The sequence below is a fragment of the Rhodococcus sp. IEGM 1318 genome, from assembly GCF_033142465.1.
Taxonomy (GTDB): Bacteria; Actinomycetota; Actinomycetes; order Mycobacteriales; family Mycobacteriaceae; genus Rhodococcus_F; species Rhodococcus_F qingshengii_B.
Window position 1 is genome coordinate 250,212 of record NZ_JAWLSC010000005.1, and the last position, 14,359, is coordinate 264,570.

9 protein-coding genes are annotated in these 14,359 nt (G+C 60.8%); 4 read left to right on the forward strand and 5 right to left on the reverse strand.

Annotation, left to right across the window (positions count from 1 at the left end; translation table 11 throughout):
- Positions 1–65: 65 nt before the first annotated feature.
- The 4 genes from R4P65_RS14430 to R4P65_RS14445 form a co-directional block, all read right to left on the reverse strand.
- A complete protein-coding gene (locus R4P65_RS14430) occupies positions 66–920 on the reverse strand; it encodes an ATP-binding cassette domain-containing protein (RefSeq protein WP_317827024.1) in 855 nt (284 codons plus the stop codon).
- Positions 917–2,728: a dipeptide/oligopeptide/nickel ABC transporter permease/ATP-binding protein gene (locus R4P65_RS14435; RefSeq protein ID WP_317827025.1), complete on the reverse strand. Its 1,812-nt coding sequence runs from the start codon at positions 2,726–2,728 to the stop codon at positions 917–919. Before R4P65_RS14435 ends, R4P65_RS14430 begins: the two co-directional genes overlap by 4 nt.
- Positions 2,725–3,666 carry an ABC transporter permease gene (locus R4P65_RS14440; protein ID WP_317827026.1) on the reverse strand — a complete coding sequence of 314 codons (942 nt, stop codon included), beginning with the start codon at positions 3,664–3,666 and terminating at the stop codon, positions 2,725–2,727. The genes R4P65_RS14435 and R4P65_RS14440 overlap by 4 nt, the downstream gene beginning before the upstream one ends.
- Positions 3,667–3,775: 109 nt before the next feature.
- A complete protein-coding gene (locus R4P65_RS14445) occupies positions 3,776–5,257 on the reverse strand; it encodes an ABC transporter substrate-binding protein (protein ID WP_317827027.1) in 1,482 nt (493 codons plus the stop codon).
- A 483-nt stretch (positions 5,258–5,740) separates the two neighbouring features.
- Here R4P65_RS14445 and R4P65_RS14450 point away from each other — a divergent pair, with 483 nt between their 5' ends.
- Positions 5,741–8,065, forward strand: a complete 2,325-nt coding sequence (locus R4P65_RS14450; RefSeq protein ID WP_317827028.1) for a hypothetical protein — start codon at positions 5,741–5,743, stop codon at positions 8,063–8,065.
- Between the two features lie 67 nt (positions 8,066–8,132).
- Here R4P65_RS14450 and R4P65_RS14455 read toward each other — a convergent pair whose 3' ends face one another.
- A complete protein-coding gene (locus tag R4P65_RS14455; protein WP_230817726.1) occupies positions 8,133–9,605 on the reverse strand; it encodes an AMP-binding protein in 1,473 nt (490 codons plus the stop codon).
- A 406-nt stretch (positions 9,606–10,011) separates the two neighbouring features.
- Here R4P65_RS14455 and R4P65_RS14460 point away from each other — a divergent pair, with 406 nt between their 5' ends.
- The 3 genes from R4P65_RS14460 (at position 10,012) to R4P65_RS14470 (ending at position 14,357) form a co-directional block, all read left to right on the forward strand.
- On the forward strand, positions 10,012–11,013 hold the full coding sequence (locus tag R4P65_RS14460; protein WP_411742546.1) for a LacI family DNA-binding transcriptional regulator: 1,002 nt from the start codon (positions 10,012–10,014) through the stop codon (positions 11,011–11,013).
- 123 nt (positions 11,014–11,136) lie between these two features.
- A complete protein-coding gene (gene rhaI / locus R4P65_RS14465; protein WP_030003070.1) occupies positions 11,137–12,303 on the forward strand; it encodes an L-rhamnose isomerase in 1,167 nt (388 codons plus the stop codon).
- A gap of 8 nt (positions 12,304–12,311) precedes the next feature.
- Positions 12,312–14,357, forward strand: a complete 2,046-nt coding sequence (locus tag R4P65_RS14470) for a bifunctional aldolase/short-chain dehydrogenase (protein ID WP_317827030.1) — start codon at positions 12,312–12,314, stop codon at positions 14,355–14,357.
- The last annotated feature ends 2 nt before the right edge of the window (positions 14,358–14,359 follow it).

A 14,359-nucleotide genomic window follows, 5' to 3' on the forward strand; every position in this document is an offset into this window, starting at 1 on the left:
TCTGGCGCCGAAAAGATTTCAACCAATCGTTTCGGGCGCCGGCTATTGCATTCGACAAAGCATTCTCAGAGGCTCGTTGCCCGCTCACTTCGGGCGAACTCACGGCGACGCTCGCGTCGGGCCTTCTGCTCGACGGGATCTGCCACCGGTGCTGACATTTGCAGCTTCTGCGTGTACGGGTGCGCCGGCCGGTCGGAAACCTGCTCCGTGGCACCCACTTCGACGATCTCACCGTTGAGCATCACCGCGATTCGGTGACTGACTGCACGAACGACGGCCAGATCGTGAGTGATGAACAGGTAGGCAATCCCCTTTTCTTCCTGAATCTCGACGAGCAAATCCAAGACCTTCGCCTGGGTCGACAAGTCCAGCGCACTGGTGGGTTCGTCGCAGATCAGCACGCTCGGAGACAGGGCGAGTGCACGTGCGATCGCGATTCGCTGCCGCTGTCCACCGGAGAACTCGCGGGCGGTACGGGCGCCCGCGTCTGCCGGAAGATGCACCTGGTCCAGCAGCGACCGCACCAATTCCCGGCCTGCCTTCTGCCCGCTCGCAAGCAATGGTTCAGCGAGGATGTCCTCGATTGTCATCGACGGGTTGAGCGACGAATAGGGATTCTGAAACACCACCTGGATGGAGCTGGCGATGGAGCGTCGTTCCTTGCGGCCCAAACGGCTGATGTCTCGGCTGCCCATGTGGATGGATCCACCACTGACCGGAGCCAGTCCCAGGATCGCGCGGCCCAGAGTTGTCTTCCCTGAACCGGATTCACCGACCAATCCGACCGTCTCGCCGGCATGTAGGTCGAGCGAGACGGTCTTGATCACGTGAGCTTCCGGCGAGCGGAAAGTTCGGCCCGGGTACCGGACATCAAGATCCCTGATCGACAACAGCGGGGTAGTTACGGTCGAGTCACTCACGGCGCCACCTCGACTGATGTGGCCCCGAACGGGATCCGACTGGCAAACCGGTCAGGCATGGAGTCCAACAGCATTCGGGTGTATTGGTGCTCCGGTTCAGCGAACAATGTACGTACGTCACTGCTTTCCACTATGCGACCCTCCTTCATCACGCTCACACGATCACAAATATCTGCCACGACCCCGAAATTGTGCGTCACCAGAAGAACTCCGAAATCTCGCTCGTTCTGCAGATCACGAAGAAGGTCGAGGACGTCGGCTTGAACGGTGACATCCAGTGCCGTTGTCGGCTCGTCCGCCACGATGAGCTCGGGTTCACCGGCGAGAGCGCCGGCGATCAGCACACGTTGAGCCATCCCACCGGAGATCTGGTGCGGATACAGATCGAACATCCGACGTGGATCGTTGATTCCCACGCGTGCAAGGAGATCGAGCAACCGTGCGTGCGCATCGTGTTTGCTGATGTCGGCGACAGCACGCAGGCCGTAGGTGAGTTGTTGCCCAACCGTGAAGGTGGGGTCCAGGTTGGTCATGGGCTCTTGCGGGATGTACGCGATACGCCGGCCACGCGCCTTCTTCATCGCATTCGAATCATTGAGAATGTCCTGCCCGCGGAAGAACACGGATCCACCGACCACTGCGGCTTCCGGAGGCAGGATACCCAGAATCGAGTAGGCGATCTGAGACTTACCCGAGCCCGATTCACCGACCAGACCGTGTATTTCGCCGCTCCTCACCTCGAGATCGACGCCGTGAACCACAACACCGACCGTCTCAGCCGACGACGGGTATCCCAGTTCGAGTCCCTGGATCCGCAGCAGGGCTTCGGATTTCGGCTTCGTGTCGGTAGGGAGCGCGGTTGACCGCTCACGGGTGCCCTCGCGCTCGGCCCGGATCTCTTTCACCTTCGACGCCGACAGAGCTGGATGGCGGGTGCCCGACGTTTCGAGTGTGTCGCGCAGTGTATTTCCGAGGATCACCAACGAGAGTGTGGTTGCACCGATGAGCAGGGCCGGCCAGACGACGGCGGTGCCGTTGTTGTAGATGTTCGCGAACGCTTCGTTGAGCATTCCACCCCAGGACGGTGTGTTGCTGTCTCCCAATCCGAGGAACTCCAGTCCGGCCTGAACGGAGATGCCTGTGGCCAGAACGAATGAGCTCTGCACGATCAGCGGCCCACGGATCGAACGCAGGACATGCCGCGAAATGATCCTCCCGTCGGACAAACCCGCGACTCTGGCGGCGTCGACGTACAACTCACTTCGGATACTCAGGACGAGGGAGCGGACCAACCGGAAGAAGTTGGGGGCAATGAGCACGCCCAGAATCGCCATGGAGACAGTGATGTTCGGACCCACGACGGTGTAGAGCGAGATGAGAAGAATGAGTCCCGGAAATGCCAGCACGATGTTCGAAACCCAGTCGAGAACATCGTCGATCCGGCCACCCCAGTAGCCTGCCACCAGGCCCGTCACGATGCCGATGCCGGCCGAGACGGCGAGAACCACGAGGCATGCCATCAAAGTGCCGGTCGTTGCGTACATCAAGCGGGAGAGAATGTCTCGACCCGAGCGGTCACCACCGAGCAGGAATTCCGTGTCGAACGGTGCCGCATTCGTCAGTTCGAGTTTGGCGAGATTGGGGTCGAACGGGGCAAGCAAGGGTGCGGCAACCCCGAAGATCACGATGGCGATAAAGACGACAAGCGAGCCCACCGCCATCGGGTTCTTCAGAAGCCGTCGCCAGACCGACTTGTTTGTCGGCGCCGTCGATGCCGGACCGGCCGACATGATCGCGTCAGTGCTCACGAAATCCTCACCTTCGGGTTGATCCAGCCGTTGAGCAGATCGGCGCAGACATTGACGACGATGACCACCAGCACGCTGAAGACGACACAACCCATGACGGCAGGAAGATCGCCGGTGATCGCCGCAGTCTGCGTCAACTGCCCGACACCGGGCAGAACAAAGATTCTTTCGATCAGGACCGCTCCACCAACAAGTCCGATGGTCTGGAGAGAGAGAACTGTCAGTCCCGGACTGGCCGCATTTCGCAGTGCATGACGAAGAACGATCGCCCGCTCGGATACGCCGCGCGAGCGAAGCGTCCGTATGTAGTCCTGCGAGAGAGTGTCGATGAGGGCGCCGCGAAACTGTTGCGCCGAACCTGCCACCAGGCCGACGAGTATCGCGGTCACGGGGAGCACCAGTGATGCAACCCATTCGCCTGCATTCTCCTCGATCGGCACGTAACCGGTGGCGGGGAAGAGCGGGATCGCAATGGCGAAAGCGAAGACGAGAGCGATCGCAACGAGGAAGTTCGGGAGCGCGAGACCGCCGATCGAAAGGAACTGCAGGCCTTTGTCGACCCACCCGCCGAACACCGCCGCACAAACGCCGACGACCACGCTCAGGACCGCAGTCAGCAAAATGGCGAGCACGACCAGCGAGATCGTCACCGGTATACGCGTCGTCAACATGCTGCTGACGCTCTCGCCGGTGGCGAAGCTGGCACCGAGGTCCCCGGACAGCAAACCTTTGAGCCATTCCAGGTATTGAAGTAACACCGGACGATCGAGACCGAGTTGAGCCACGCGTGCGGCAACTTGTTCATCGGTTGCGGTCTCGCCCAGAGACTGACGCACACTGGCAACTCCGTTGGAGAACACCATCATGAAGGTCAAAGCTGTTACTGCCAAGAAGAGTACGAGAGCGAAAAACAGTTTCCGCCCAAGGAAGTTCAACATATGGTGCCTCGGAATTCGTGATTTCGGAGTGCGGTCTGCCCAGCGCGATGCTTGTGCCGGTGTATCCCGTGCGTGGTCACCACTGTGCGGCGACCACGCACGGGCCGACTCACTTGAAGGTGTACAGGTAGGGCGCAGAGTTTCCGGTCATCTTCTCTGCGGAGACGCCACCCTTGAACGCCCAGAAGCTTTCCGGGAAAGCCAGGACGCTGAACCAGGCCTGATCCGTTACGAACTCGTTGATCGACTGCACGATCTCTTTCTGCTTGTCCTCGGGAGCAACCTGCAAGTCGGCGACGAGTTGCGTGAGCTTCGGATCCTGAGTCTTGAAGACGTTCCAGATCGCGTTCGGAGCCAGTGAAGCGTCGACGTCGGCTACGGGAGTGCCCGAGGGCAGCCCGAAGGGGATCACCGGGTAAACCCCCTTGAGGAACCTGTCGAGATACTGTGTCGCCGGGACGCTTTCGATATTCACATTGATACCGATCAGACCCAGTTGCTGCTTGATGATCGGGGAGAGCATGTCGGTACGTCCGGGAATCTCCGGGATCGTCAGATCGAATCCGCCGGAGTATCCCGCGTCGTTCATGAGTTTCTTGGCGGCCTCAACGTCATAGGCCGATGCTGCAAGCAGGTCCGCTTTGTACGCGTCGCTGTTCGTGTTGAAGATCTGGTTGTTGACGACGCCGTGTCCTTGGTAGATAGCCTTGACGATCGCGTCACGGTCGAAGACCTTGTTCATGGCCTGACGCACCCGGACATCCCCGAGTGCCGGAACTTGCTTGCCGTCGCGGTCCATGATGAACATGCCGTTCCAGTTGACGGCATTTCCCAACAGCATCAACCCTGCCGATTCAGCTTGATCGGCATTCGCCGCCGAAACCGGGCCGGCATCGATCTGCCCCGATCGCAGAGCATTGAGACGCGCGGTCTCGTCTTCCATCACGCGGATGACGACGCGGTCGTACGGGTAAGCATCTGCATTCCAATAGTTCGGGTTGCGTTGGTAGACAAGCGAGGTTCCGCTGGTGCTTTCCTGGCTCGCGAACGTGTACGGGCCACTTCCGACGGGATTGGTGGCGAGATCAGGCGATGCCAGTGACGCCGGGCTCGCCAGGATGCCAGGCGCCCACGTCAGGAACTGTGCAAGTAACGCATTGGGGCGTTCGGTCGACAGTTCGACAGTTCGTTCGTCGAGGGCTTCCACCTGGACCCCGGCCAGGCGTACCGAGTCCGGTCCAGCGCTGTCCCGCATGTGTTCAAGTGAAGCCTTGGCAGCTGCGGCGTCGACTGCAGCGCCGTCGGTGAACGTCATCCCGTCTCGCAACTTCAGAGTGAGAGCGGTGCGATCCTCGTTGTATGAGAACGATTCAGCGGCGTTCGGCTCGATGGAGCCGTCGGGTGCGTATTTGAGAAGAGTGTCGTAAACCGGCTGCCACAGGACCACGCCCGTTCCGGCGCTGACTTGCTGTGCCGGATCCCAGGATCGAGGTGCCACGTCCACACCCAGTGTCAATGTTCCTCCAGTCGAGTCCTTTTCGCTGCTCCCACCACCGCAGGCTGCGACCAACATCGACGTTGCGGCAAGCACCGCAACCCCTTGAACGAGCCGTTTCAGCCTGCGCCTCGGCGCAGGCCGCCTTGGTCCGGAATCATCCGCACGGGTTCTCGACAACAATGTCCACCTCCGATTGCCCGGCGCGAACCGGAACTTTTGAAACGATCAATGTTGCCGAACAATACGTGTTCTGAGACACATTTGGCAAGATCTTGAACGAAATTCCATATCCGCCGTTCAAGCTGCATATATGGACTGAAGGAAGGCGGAAATTTCTTGACATTGAGCACTATGGAGCGTTTCAATTATCTGGAATAGCCACTCGCTCACACATCTCTTCGGCACGATCTGCCGCCGGCACTGCGCAGGACAGGACTTCCGTTGAACCCCACAACCGTTCCACCACGCTTTCCACTGCAGTGGCGTGGCCACTGGATCTCACACCCGAACGGCGCACAGACAGACATCGTCGTCGGTCCAATCCAGCCGCCACTACCACCGCATCCGTTTCATCGCGTGGAATTCGCCACCACAGTCGAACTGCCGACTCCAGTCCCACACGCCCCGTGCCGGGTCAGTGCCGATTCACGATACGTACTGACAGTGGGCGGTGAAGTCGTCGGACGTGGCCCCGTCAGATCACAGGCAGACCGCCTGCACTACGACGAATACGACCTCGCTGAATTCCTGGTGCCCGGACCGAACCGCATCGAACTCCTGGTCACCTACTACGGACAGCCCAATCCCTTCTGGGCACCCGCGCGTAGCGGGGCCGGCTTCGGCAATCAAGCAGTGGCGGTCTTGGAAGCCCGGATCGGTGACATTTGGCTGGCGACCGACGAGTCCTGGACGGCACGCGAACTCGGCGAATGGAGTGCGCCGACCGATCTCGGCGCAGACGCACGACTACCCCTCGAAGCGTTCGATGCCACCGCGGCGCCACGTGAGGCCGTACCCGCACTCGTTCGGACGGTCAAGCACATGGGCGGGCTCGCCCGCTCCCAGCCACCGACGATGCCGTACGGACGAATGCTCCCCAGACCGATCGGCGCACTCACCGAGAAGAACGTCCACGCGACGTCCATGTCGTCGGTCGATCATCTCGAAACCGATCTGCTCACGGCCGGGGCTCCGATTCGGCGAGTCGGTGAGATCTTCGAGCGCCCCCAGCAATACCGAACACAGAACTATGCCCCCGGCGATGTACTGACAGTGGAACCGCACAGTCCGGTGATCATCGAAGTCGACATGGGCGAAATAGTCGCCGGTCGGGTCAACTACCTGGTGGACTCGGAACACTCCGTGACCGTGCGGGTAGCACTTCTCGAGAAAGCATTCGGCTACGAAAGCGACTCGGGCGAAGCCCACGTAGCCGGCAGTATGATGCGGTCCGAACCGGGCAAATCGAAGTTCGAGGCGATCGAGGTGAACGGATTTCGATACGCCCTTCTGCTCGTGGAATCGACAGAGCAGACGCGATTCTCACTCGAGCAGTTCGACGTCGACGAATTTCTGTACACACTCGCCGGAGACCACTTCTTCACCAGCGCGGACGCACAGATCAACGAATTGTATCGGGCCGGACGTCGCACCGTCGAGTTGAACTCTCATGACGCCTTCATCGACTGTCCGACGCGCGAGCAGCGGGCATGGGCGGGCGACGCATACGTACACGCGATCACGCATTTGACGTGTTCGGACGACTGGCGACTGGTGCGGCGAAGCCTCGAACTCGGCGACTCACCCCGATCCGACGGTCTACTGCCGATGGCCGCATCCGGCGATGTCGAATTCATCGACAACATCACGATTCCGGACTGGTCGCTCTATTGGATCCACGGCTTGTCCCTGTACTACCGCTACTCCGGCGACACCGCCTTCGCTCATGCTCGAATACCGAGCGTTCAACGCATTCTTCGCTGGTTCCTCGCCTACAAGCTCGAGGACCGAAACCTGATCGGCAACCTGCCCGAGTGGGTACTCACCGACTGGTCGGCAGTATTCCTCGACGGATGCAGTTCCATCGTGAACGGTCTACTCGGCCGCGCGCTGCTCGAGTTCGCCGAATTGAGTGAGGCAATCGGCAACAACGGCGATGCACGGTGGGCCCGTGACGAATATGACTCGCTGCGTATCGGTTTCGAAACGTTCTGGGATGAGGAGCGCGGCGTCTACATCGACCATGTCGATGGAAAGAACGCACCGGATGCGTGTTCACAAATGGGTCAGGCTGCCGCTGTCGTCTCGGGATTTGCGCCGGCCGAACGCTATTCCGCACTGACGAAAGCACTTTCAGACGAGGATGCGACGGTATACCGCAACTGGATAGGTGGAGCCAGCGGTTACTCCAAGGAGCGCCGGCACATGCACCTGCAGGGCAGGCAGGAAATCGACTGGGACACAAGGACACAAATCACGCGAGCAGAACCGTTCGGCCAGGCAATGGTGCACGAGGCGTTAGGGAGGATGAACGCCATGGAGCCGCTTCTCACAAGCGTGCGGCATTGGAGCGAATTGCTGTGGGAGGGAAATTCGACCTTCGCAGAGTGCTGGGGATTCGGAACACCCTGCCACGGTTGGAGTTCCTCGCCGACTTCTGCGCTGATAACCAATATCCTGGGGATTCGCCCAGCCGAACCCGGATACCGATCGGCAGTCGTCGCCCCTCGCTACGATCTACTGCCCGCGCTCTCGGGAAGCTGCCCCACCCCGTTCGGTGCAATCCGTTTGAAGTGCACCGAGTCGACGATTACCGTGCACAGCCCGGTCCCCGTCTCCTTCCGGCGACCTTGCGGTGACGTCGAAAGACTCGCGGCCGGATCCCACGAGCTGACGCCGTAGGTTAGGCGACTACTGCGGGGTGCTGCTGGCTGATGAGGGCAAGCAGCGCCCCGCTTCTTTCCGCCGACTACCCGTCGATCGAATTCCTTTTCAGCACACGAGCATCGCGTAGAGCGCCGCGTCGCACCTTGCCTGCGTCGTCTCGCAACGGTGTCTCACTGAACTCCACCGAGCGAGGCAACTTGTAAGGCGCCAGGCGCTCTTTCAGATGTGCGAGAAGTTCGTCCGCGCCAGTATCGTCGGCAACCTGAACGATCGCGTGGACGACGTTGCCGAGGTCCTCGTCGGGCAGTCCGATCGCAGCGCACGTCAGCACCGCCGGGTGTTCGGCGAGCGCAGCTTCGATCTCGGCCGGGTAGACGTTGGCTCCACCCACCAAGATCATGTCGCTCGTGCGATCGGTGAGATAGAGGAACTTGTCGTCGTCGAAATATCCCAGGTCGCCCAAGGACTCCCAATCGCCGTGAGTACGCGATTTCGCACCGACGTATCGATAGGTTTCAGGCGTGCCGGGCGCCCGACGCATCCACACTTCGCCGACCGTTCCACTCGGCAACTCGCGAAACTCTTCGTCCCGAATGGTCATTTCGCCAGACAGCACCGGCCCGACCGATCCCGGGTGAGTCAACCAGTTGACGCCGTCGATCATGCAGTTCGCCTGGGCTTCTGTGCCCGAATACAACTCGACGACCTTCTCCGGTCCTATCCAGTCGAGCCACCCACGTTTGACCACAGGCGGGCAGGGCGCCCCGACATGCAACACGGTTTCGAGTGTCGAAACATCGGCCGCGCTGCGGATCTCGTCGGGAAGTCGCAGCATACGGCCCATCATCGTCGGGACTACGTAGAGCCACGTGACGCCGAATCGGTCTATCGCACGAAGGGTACGTTCAGCGTCGAATCGATCCATCAGCACCACGTGCTGCCCCTGCAACAAAGCCATCAGCGAGAACATGTTGGGCGCATTGTGGAACATCGGCGCCGTGTTCAGCATGACTCCGCCTGCCCTGAGTCGCAGAGCATCGGCACGACCGAGCACCGCTTCAGCGCTCGCTTCCTGCCCCGACACGATCAATTTCGGACTTCCCGTACTTCCGCCTGAGGTCGGAGCTTTCCACGCCGGAGAGATCATGTCCGGCAACGGCTCAGCTGATTCGCCCGACACGTCTGCGCTTACGCTCATCCAAGCCCGTCCATCACCTGGTTCGAGTCCTAACACCAGCGACGGATTCGCCACTTCCAGTAGCCGGCTCAGCTCGTCGGCCGGCAGCCGGGCCGAGAGTGGTTGCGGAACGGCTCCGAGTTTCCATGCTGCGATGGATGATTCGATGTGACGCACACCGTTGGGCAGCGCAATGGACACCATCGAACCGGCAGTGACCCCCAGCGCTGCGAAGCGGCGTGCCAATTGATTCGTGCGGCGCTCCAGTTCACTGCGAGTGACGCTCTCGTGATCATCGGTCACAGCCAGTCTGTCCGGTGCCTCGAGCGCCAATGTCTGCAGTCGAGCAGGAAGTGATGTCAGTTCGTCGGTGCTCATGCCTCGCGCTTTCGAAGGTTGTATTTTTCGCAAGTGTGGTCAGTTCCGAGCTAGGTGAATCGCGATGTTTAATCGTTTCATTCGTTTCTTCGTGACAGTAGGCAGCGGCACCGGGTGAAGTCAAGGCTCGGCGGCCCCGATCGCCGGCGGGTCCCGACTGGCGCGAAGGTGTGCAGGCCGCGCCGCAGAGTCGGAGCAGGTCTCAGCCCCACAATTACTTCCGATGCGCAGCAGGCGAACGTAGGATTTACCGATACACGACCACACAGCGGTTCGGCGTTGCTGATTCATGCAGCCGCGAGGGCCTTGTAGGCTGGCTCAGTCCAGCGGACCGAACGCAATCGTTTCAATAGGAGTCTTGGTGACAGTGCACGACGGTCGGTCGTCTTCGAACCAGGTCATCGGCATGCGCGATGTCGCTGCTGCGGCAGGCGTCTCCATGGGCACGGTCTCCAATGTCCTCAACCGTCCGGAGATGGTCAGCGCCAAAACTCGATCCCGGGTGCAGGCAGCCATGTCCGAGCTCGGCTTCGTCCGTAACGAATCTGCACGTCAGCTACGCGCGGGACACAGCAATACGCTTGCGTACGTCATGCTCGACGGCGCCAACCCCTTCTTCACCGACGTCGCCAAGGGCATCGAGGAAGCCGCCGAGGCCCATGACCTGTCGGTATTCCTCTGCAACAGCAACAACCGAGCCGAACGAGAACTGACTTACCTGAACAGGTTGGAACAACAACGAGTTCAAGGGGTACTCATCACACCGATGGACCCGGAGGCCGCGATTCTCGACGAGCTACCCAAGCGCGGTACGCGGGTTGTCATCGTCGATCGACGTCGGGCACGCCCGACTCACTGCTCGGTGACGGTCGACGACGTCGAGGGCGGAGGCCTGGCTGTCGAGCATTTGCTCGAAATGGGCCATACCAGTATCGCATTCGTCGGCGGACCGCCTTCGATCGGACAGGTCCGCGATCGGCGGGAGGGCGCACTCAACGCCGTTGCTGAGGCCGGGCTCTCACCCGATCACCTGATCGAAATCGACACCGCCGGACTGACAGTCTCAGAGGGCATCGGGGCGGGCGAGCGCATCCTCGGTCTCAGCGCGAAGAACCGCCCGACTGCGGTGTTCTGCGCCAACGACCTGTTGGCTCTCGGATTGCTACAGCAATGCGTCGCCCTCGGAGTTCGAGTGCCGGACGATCTGGCCATCGTCGGCTACGACGACATCGAGTTCGCGGCAGCCGCAGCGGTGCCACTCACCTCGGTACGCCAGCCACGCAAACTCTTGGGCGAGACCGCGGCCAATCTCCTCTTTCGTGAAGTCGAGGACCCTGACCACACCCATGAGCAGGTACTTTTCTCTCCCGAACTGGTCGTCCGTCGCTCGTCACGATCCACGAACTGACACGGGCTTCTACCGCCGCACCTCCGAGCGACTACTCCCTAGTCAGACGCACTGGGGTTGACAGTTGTGGAGCCCATCACATAATTTGAATCGATTCAAACATTCTCGATTCAGTGGAGCGGCATGCCTACATTCAGTGAAATCTCGGAAGCGCTCGCGGACCAGTCCATCGAATTGCCTTCGTGGGCGTTCGGTAACTCCGGAACTCGATTCAAAGTGTTCGGTTCCGCCGGCGCGCCTCGGGATCCCTACGAAAAACTCGCCGACGCGGCCAAGGTTCACGAACTGACCGGACTCGCACCGTCGGTCGCTCTGCACATTCCGTGGGATCTCGTCGATGACTTCGACAAGTTGGGCACCCACGCCGCCAACCTCGGAGTGCGACTGGGAACCGTCAATACCAACACATTTCAGGATGACGACTACAAGTTCGGCAGCCTCACGCATGTCGACGAACGAGTACGTGCGAAGGCAATCGCACACATGCATCAGTGCATCGACATCATGGATGTCATCGGCAGTCGCGACCTGAAGATCTGGCTACCGGACGGCACCAACTACCCCGGCCAAGGTGACCTGCGTGATCGACAGGACCGACTTGCCGATTCGCTACGCCAGGTCTACGACCGTTTGTCCGAGCATCAGCGACTTGTGCTCGAATACAAGTTCTTCGAACCCGCCTTCTACGCCACCGACGTCCCGGACTGGGGAACCTCGTACGCCCACAGCGTCGCCCTCGGCGAGCGCGCTTTCGTCTGCCTCGACACCGGACACCATGCACCTGGTACCAACATCGAATTCATCGTTGCGCAGTTACTGCGCCTCGGCCGTCTCGGCTCCTTCGATTTCAATTCGCGATTCTATGCGGACGACGACCTGATCGTCGGCGCTGCGGATCCATTTCAGTTGTTCCGCATCATGTTCGAGGTCATTCGTGGTGGTGGATACGGGCCCGACAGCGAAGTCGCGTTCATGCTCGATCAGTGCCACAACGTCGAGGAAAAGATCCCCGGACAGATACGCTCGGTCCTCAACGTCCAGGAGATGACCACCCGGGCCTTGCTCGTCGACCGTGCCGCCCTCACCGAGGCGGAGAAACTCGGTGACGTGCTCGGCGCACACGAAATCTTCATGGATGCCTTCTACACCGACGTCCGTTCGGACCTGGCAGATTGGCGCGTATCTCGCGGTCTTCCCGCCGAACCCATGCAGGCATACCGCGAAAGCGGATATGCAGACCACATCAACTCCACCCGGACGGGTGGAATCCAAGCCGGTTGGGGAGCCTGAATCTCGCTATGACTGAATCGACGAACACCACTGTCGCGCAACTGCTTGCCCGTTCGAACAGACTCGGATCCGATCCGAGGAACACGAACTACGCAGGTGGAAACACCTCGGCCAAGGGCCACGTCACGGATCCGGTCACCGGTGATACCGTCGAACTCCTGTGGGTGAAAGGGTCCGGTGGCGATCTCGGCACACTGACCGAAAACGGTTTGGCGACACTCCGGTTGGACCGGGTGCGGGCTCTTACCGACGTGTATCGCGGCGTCGACCACGAAGACGAGATGGTCGCCGCCTTCGACTACTGCTTGCACGGCAAGGGCGGCGCCGCTCCGTCGATCGACACCGCGATGCACGGTCTCGTCAGTGCCGCACATGTCGATCATCTACACCCGGATTCCGGCATCGCCATTGCCACCGCCGCAGACGGGGAACACCTGACCAAGAACGTCTTCGGAGAGAAAGTTGTGTGGATTCCGTGGCGCCGACCAGGTTTTCAATTGGGCCTCGACATCGCCGAGGTGCACAGGACGCATCCTGAGGCGGTAGGCACCATCCTCGGCGGTCACGGAATCACCGCGTGGGGCGCATCCAGCGATGAAGCCGAAGCCAATTCTCGGTGGATAATCGAGACCGCTCAGCGGTACCTGGACGAGAACGGATCGGCCACACCGTTCGGTGAAACAGTCGACGGTTTCACAGCGCTGCCCGTCGACGAAAGGCGAGCGCGGGCCGCAGCGCTCGCACCGCACCTGAGAAGGATCGCGTCTTGCGACCGGCCGATGGTCGGGCACTTCAGTGATTCAGACGTCGTACTCGAATTCCTTGCTTCGGAAAAGCTTGCACCACTTGCGGAATTGGGAACCTCATGCCCTGATCACTTCCTGCGGACCAAGGTGAAGCCGCTCGTTCTCGAGCTCCCGACTTCGGTGACGATCGACCAGTACATCGCCCGTCTGACCGAGCTCCACGAGGCATATCGCAGGGATTATCTGGCCTACTACGACCGCCATGCGACCGCGGACACTCCTCCCGTCCGCGGAGCCGACCCGGCGATCATTCTGGTTCCCGGTGTCGGAATGTTCTCCTACGGCAAGGACAAACAAACTGCACGCGTCGCCGGTGAGTTCTACACCAACGCCGTCAACGTCATGCGCGGTGCCGAGTCCGTGTCCACCTACGCGCCTATCGACGAGAGCGAGAAGTTCCGGATCGAGTACTGGGCGTTGGAAGAGGCGAAGCTTCAACGGATGCCGGCACCACGTTCGCACGCCTCCCGCATCGCGTTGGTGACAGGTGCTGCGAGTGGAATCGGACGAGCGATTGCGACTCGTCTAGCAGCCCAGGGCGCGTGCGTGGTGATCGCCGATCTCGACGGCGAGAAGGCCAGAGCTGCAGCGGAGGCAATCGGCAACACGGACGTCGCGATCGGCGTGCAGGCCGACGTCACCGACAGCGCCCAAGTCCACGCTGCCGTGAACGCTGCACTCCTGGCATTCGGTGGCCTGGATCTACTGGTGAACAATGCCGGACTGTCGATTTCGAAACCACTACTCGACACCACCGAGCAGGATTGGGATCTGCAGCACGACGTGATGGCCAAAGGCAGCTTCCTCGTGGCGCAGGCCGGGGCGAAGGCGATGATCGATCAGGGCCTCGGCGGCGACATCGTGTACATCTCGTCGAAGAACTCGGTGTTCGCCGGGCCGAACAACATCGCGTACAGCGCGGTCAAAGCCGATCAGGCCCACCAGGTTCGCTTGCTCGCTGCCGAACTCGGCGAGCACGGCATCAAAGTCAACGGTATCAATCCCGACGGAGTTGTGCGTGGATCCGGAATCTTCGCCGGCGGCTGGGGCGCCAAGCGAGCTGCTGTCTACGGAGTCGACGAGGAGAAGCTGGGTGAGTTCTACGCGCAGCGAACCCTCCTCAAGCGTGAAGTCCTTCCGGAACACGTCGCCAACGCTGCCGCGATGATCACATCAGACGAGTTCAGTCACACCACCGGATTGCACATCCCGGTCGATGCCGGCGTCGCTGCCGCGTTTCTCCGGTAGAC

Bases quoted from the DNA above. Each gene is read 5' to 3' on its own strand.
- R4P65_RS14440 (WP_317827026.1), bottom strand. From the start codon at position 3,666: ATGTTGAACTTCCTTGGGCGGAAACTGTTTTTCGCTCTCGTACTCTTC.
- R4P65_RS14455 (WP_230817726.1), bottom strand. From the start codon at position 9,605: ATGAGCACCGACGAACTGACATCACTTCCTGCTCGACTGCAGACATTG.
- R4P65_RS14460 (WP_411742546.1), top strand. From the start codon at position 10,012: ATGCGCGATGTCGCTGCTGCGGCAGGCGTCTCCATGGGCACGGTCTCC.
- rhaI (WP_030003070.1), top strand. From the start codon at position 11,137: ATGCCTACATTCAGTGAAATCTCGGAAGCGCTCGCGGACCAGTCCATC.
- R4P65_RS14470 (WP_317827030.1), top strand. From the start codon at position 12,312: ATGACTGAATCGACGAACACCACTGTCGCGCAACTGCTTGCCCGTTCG.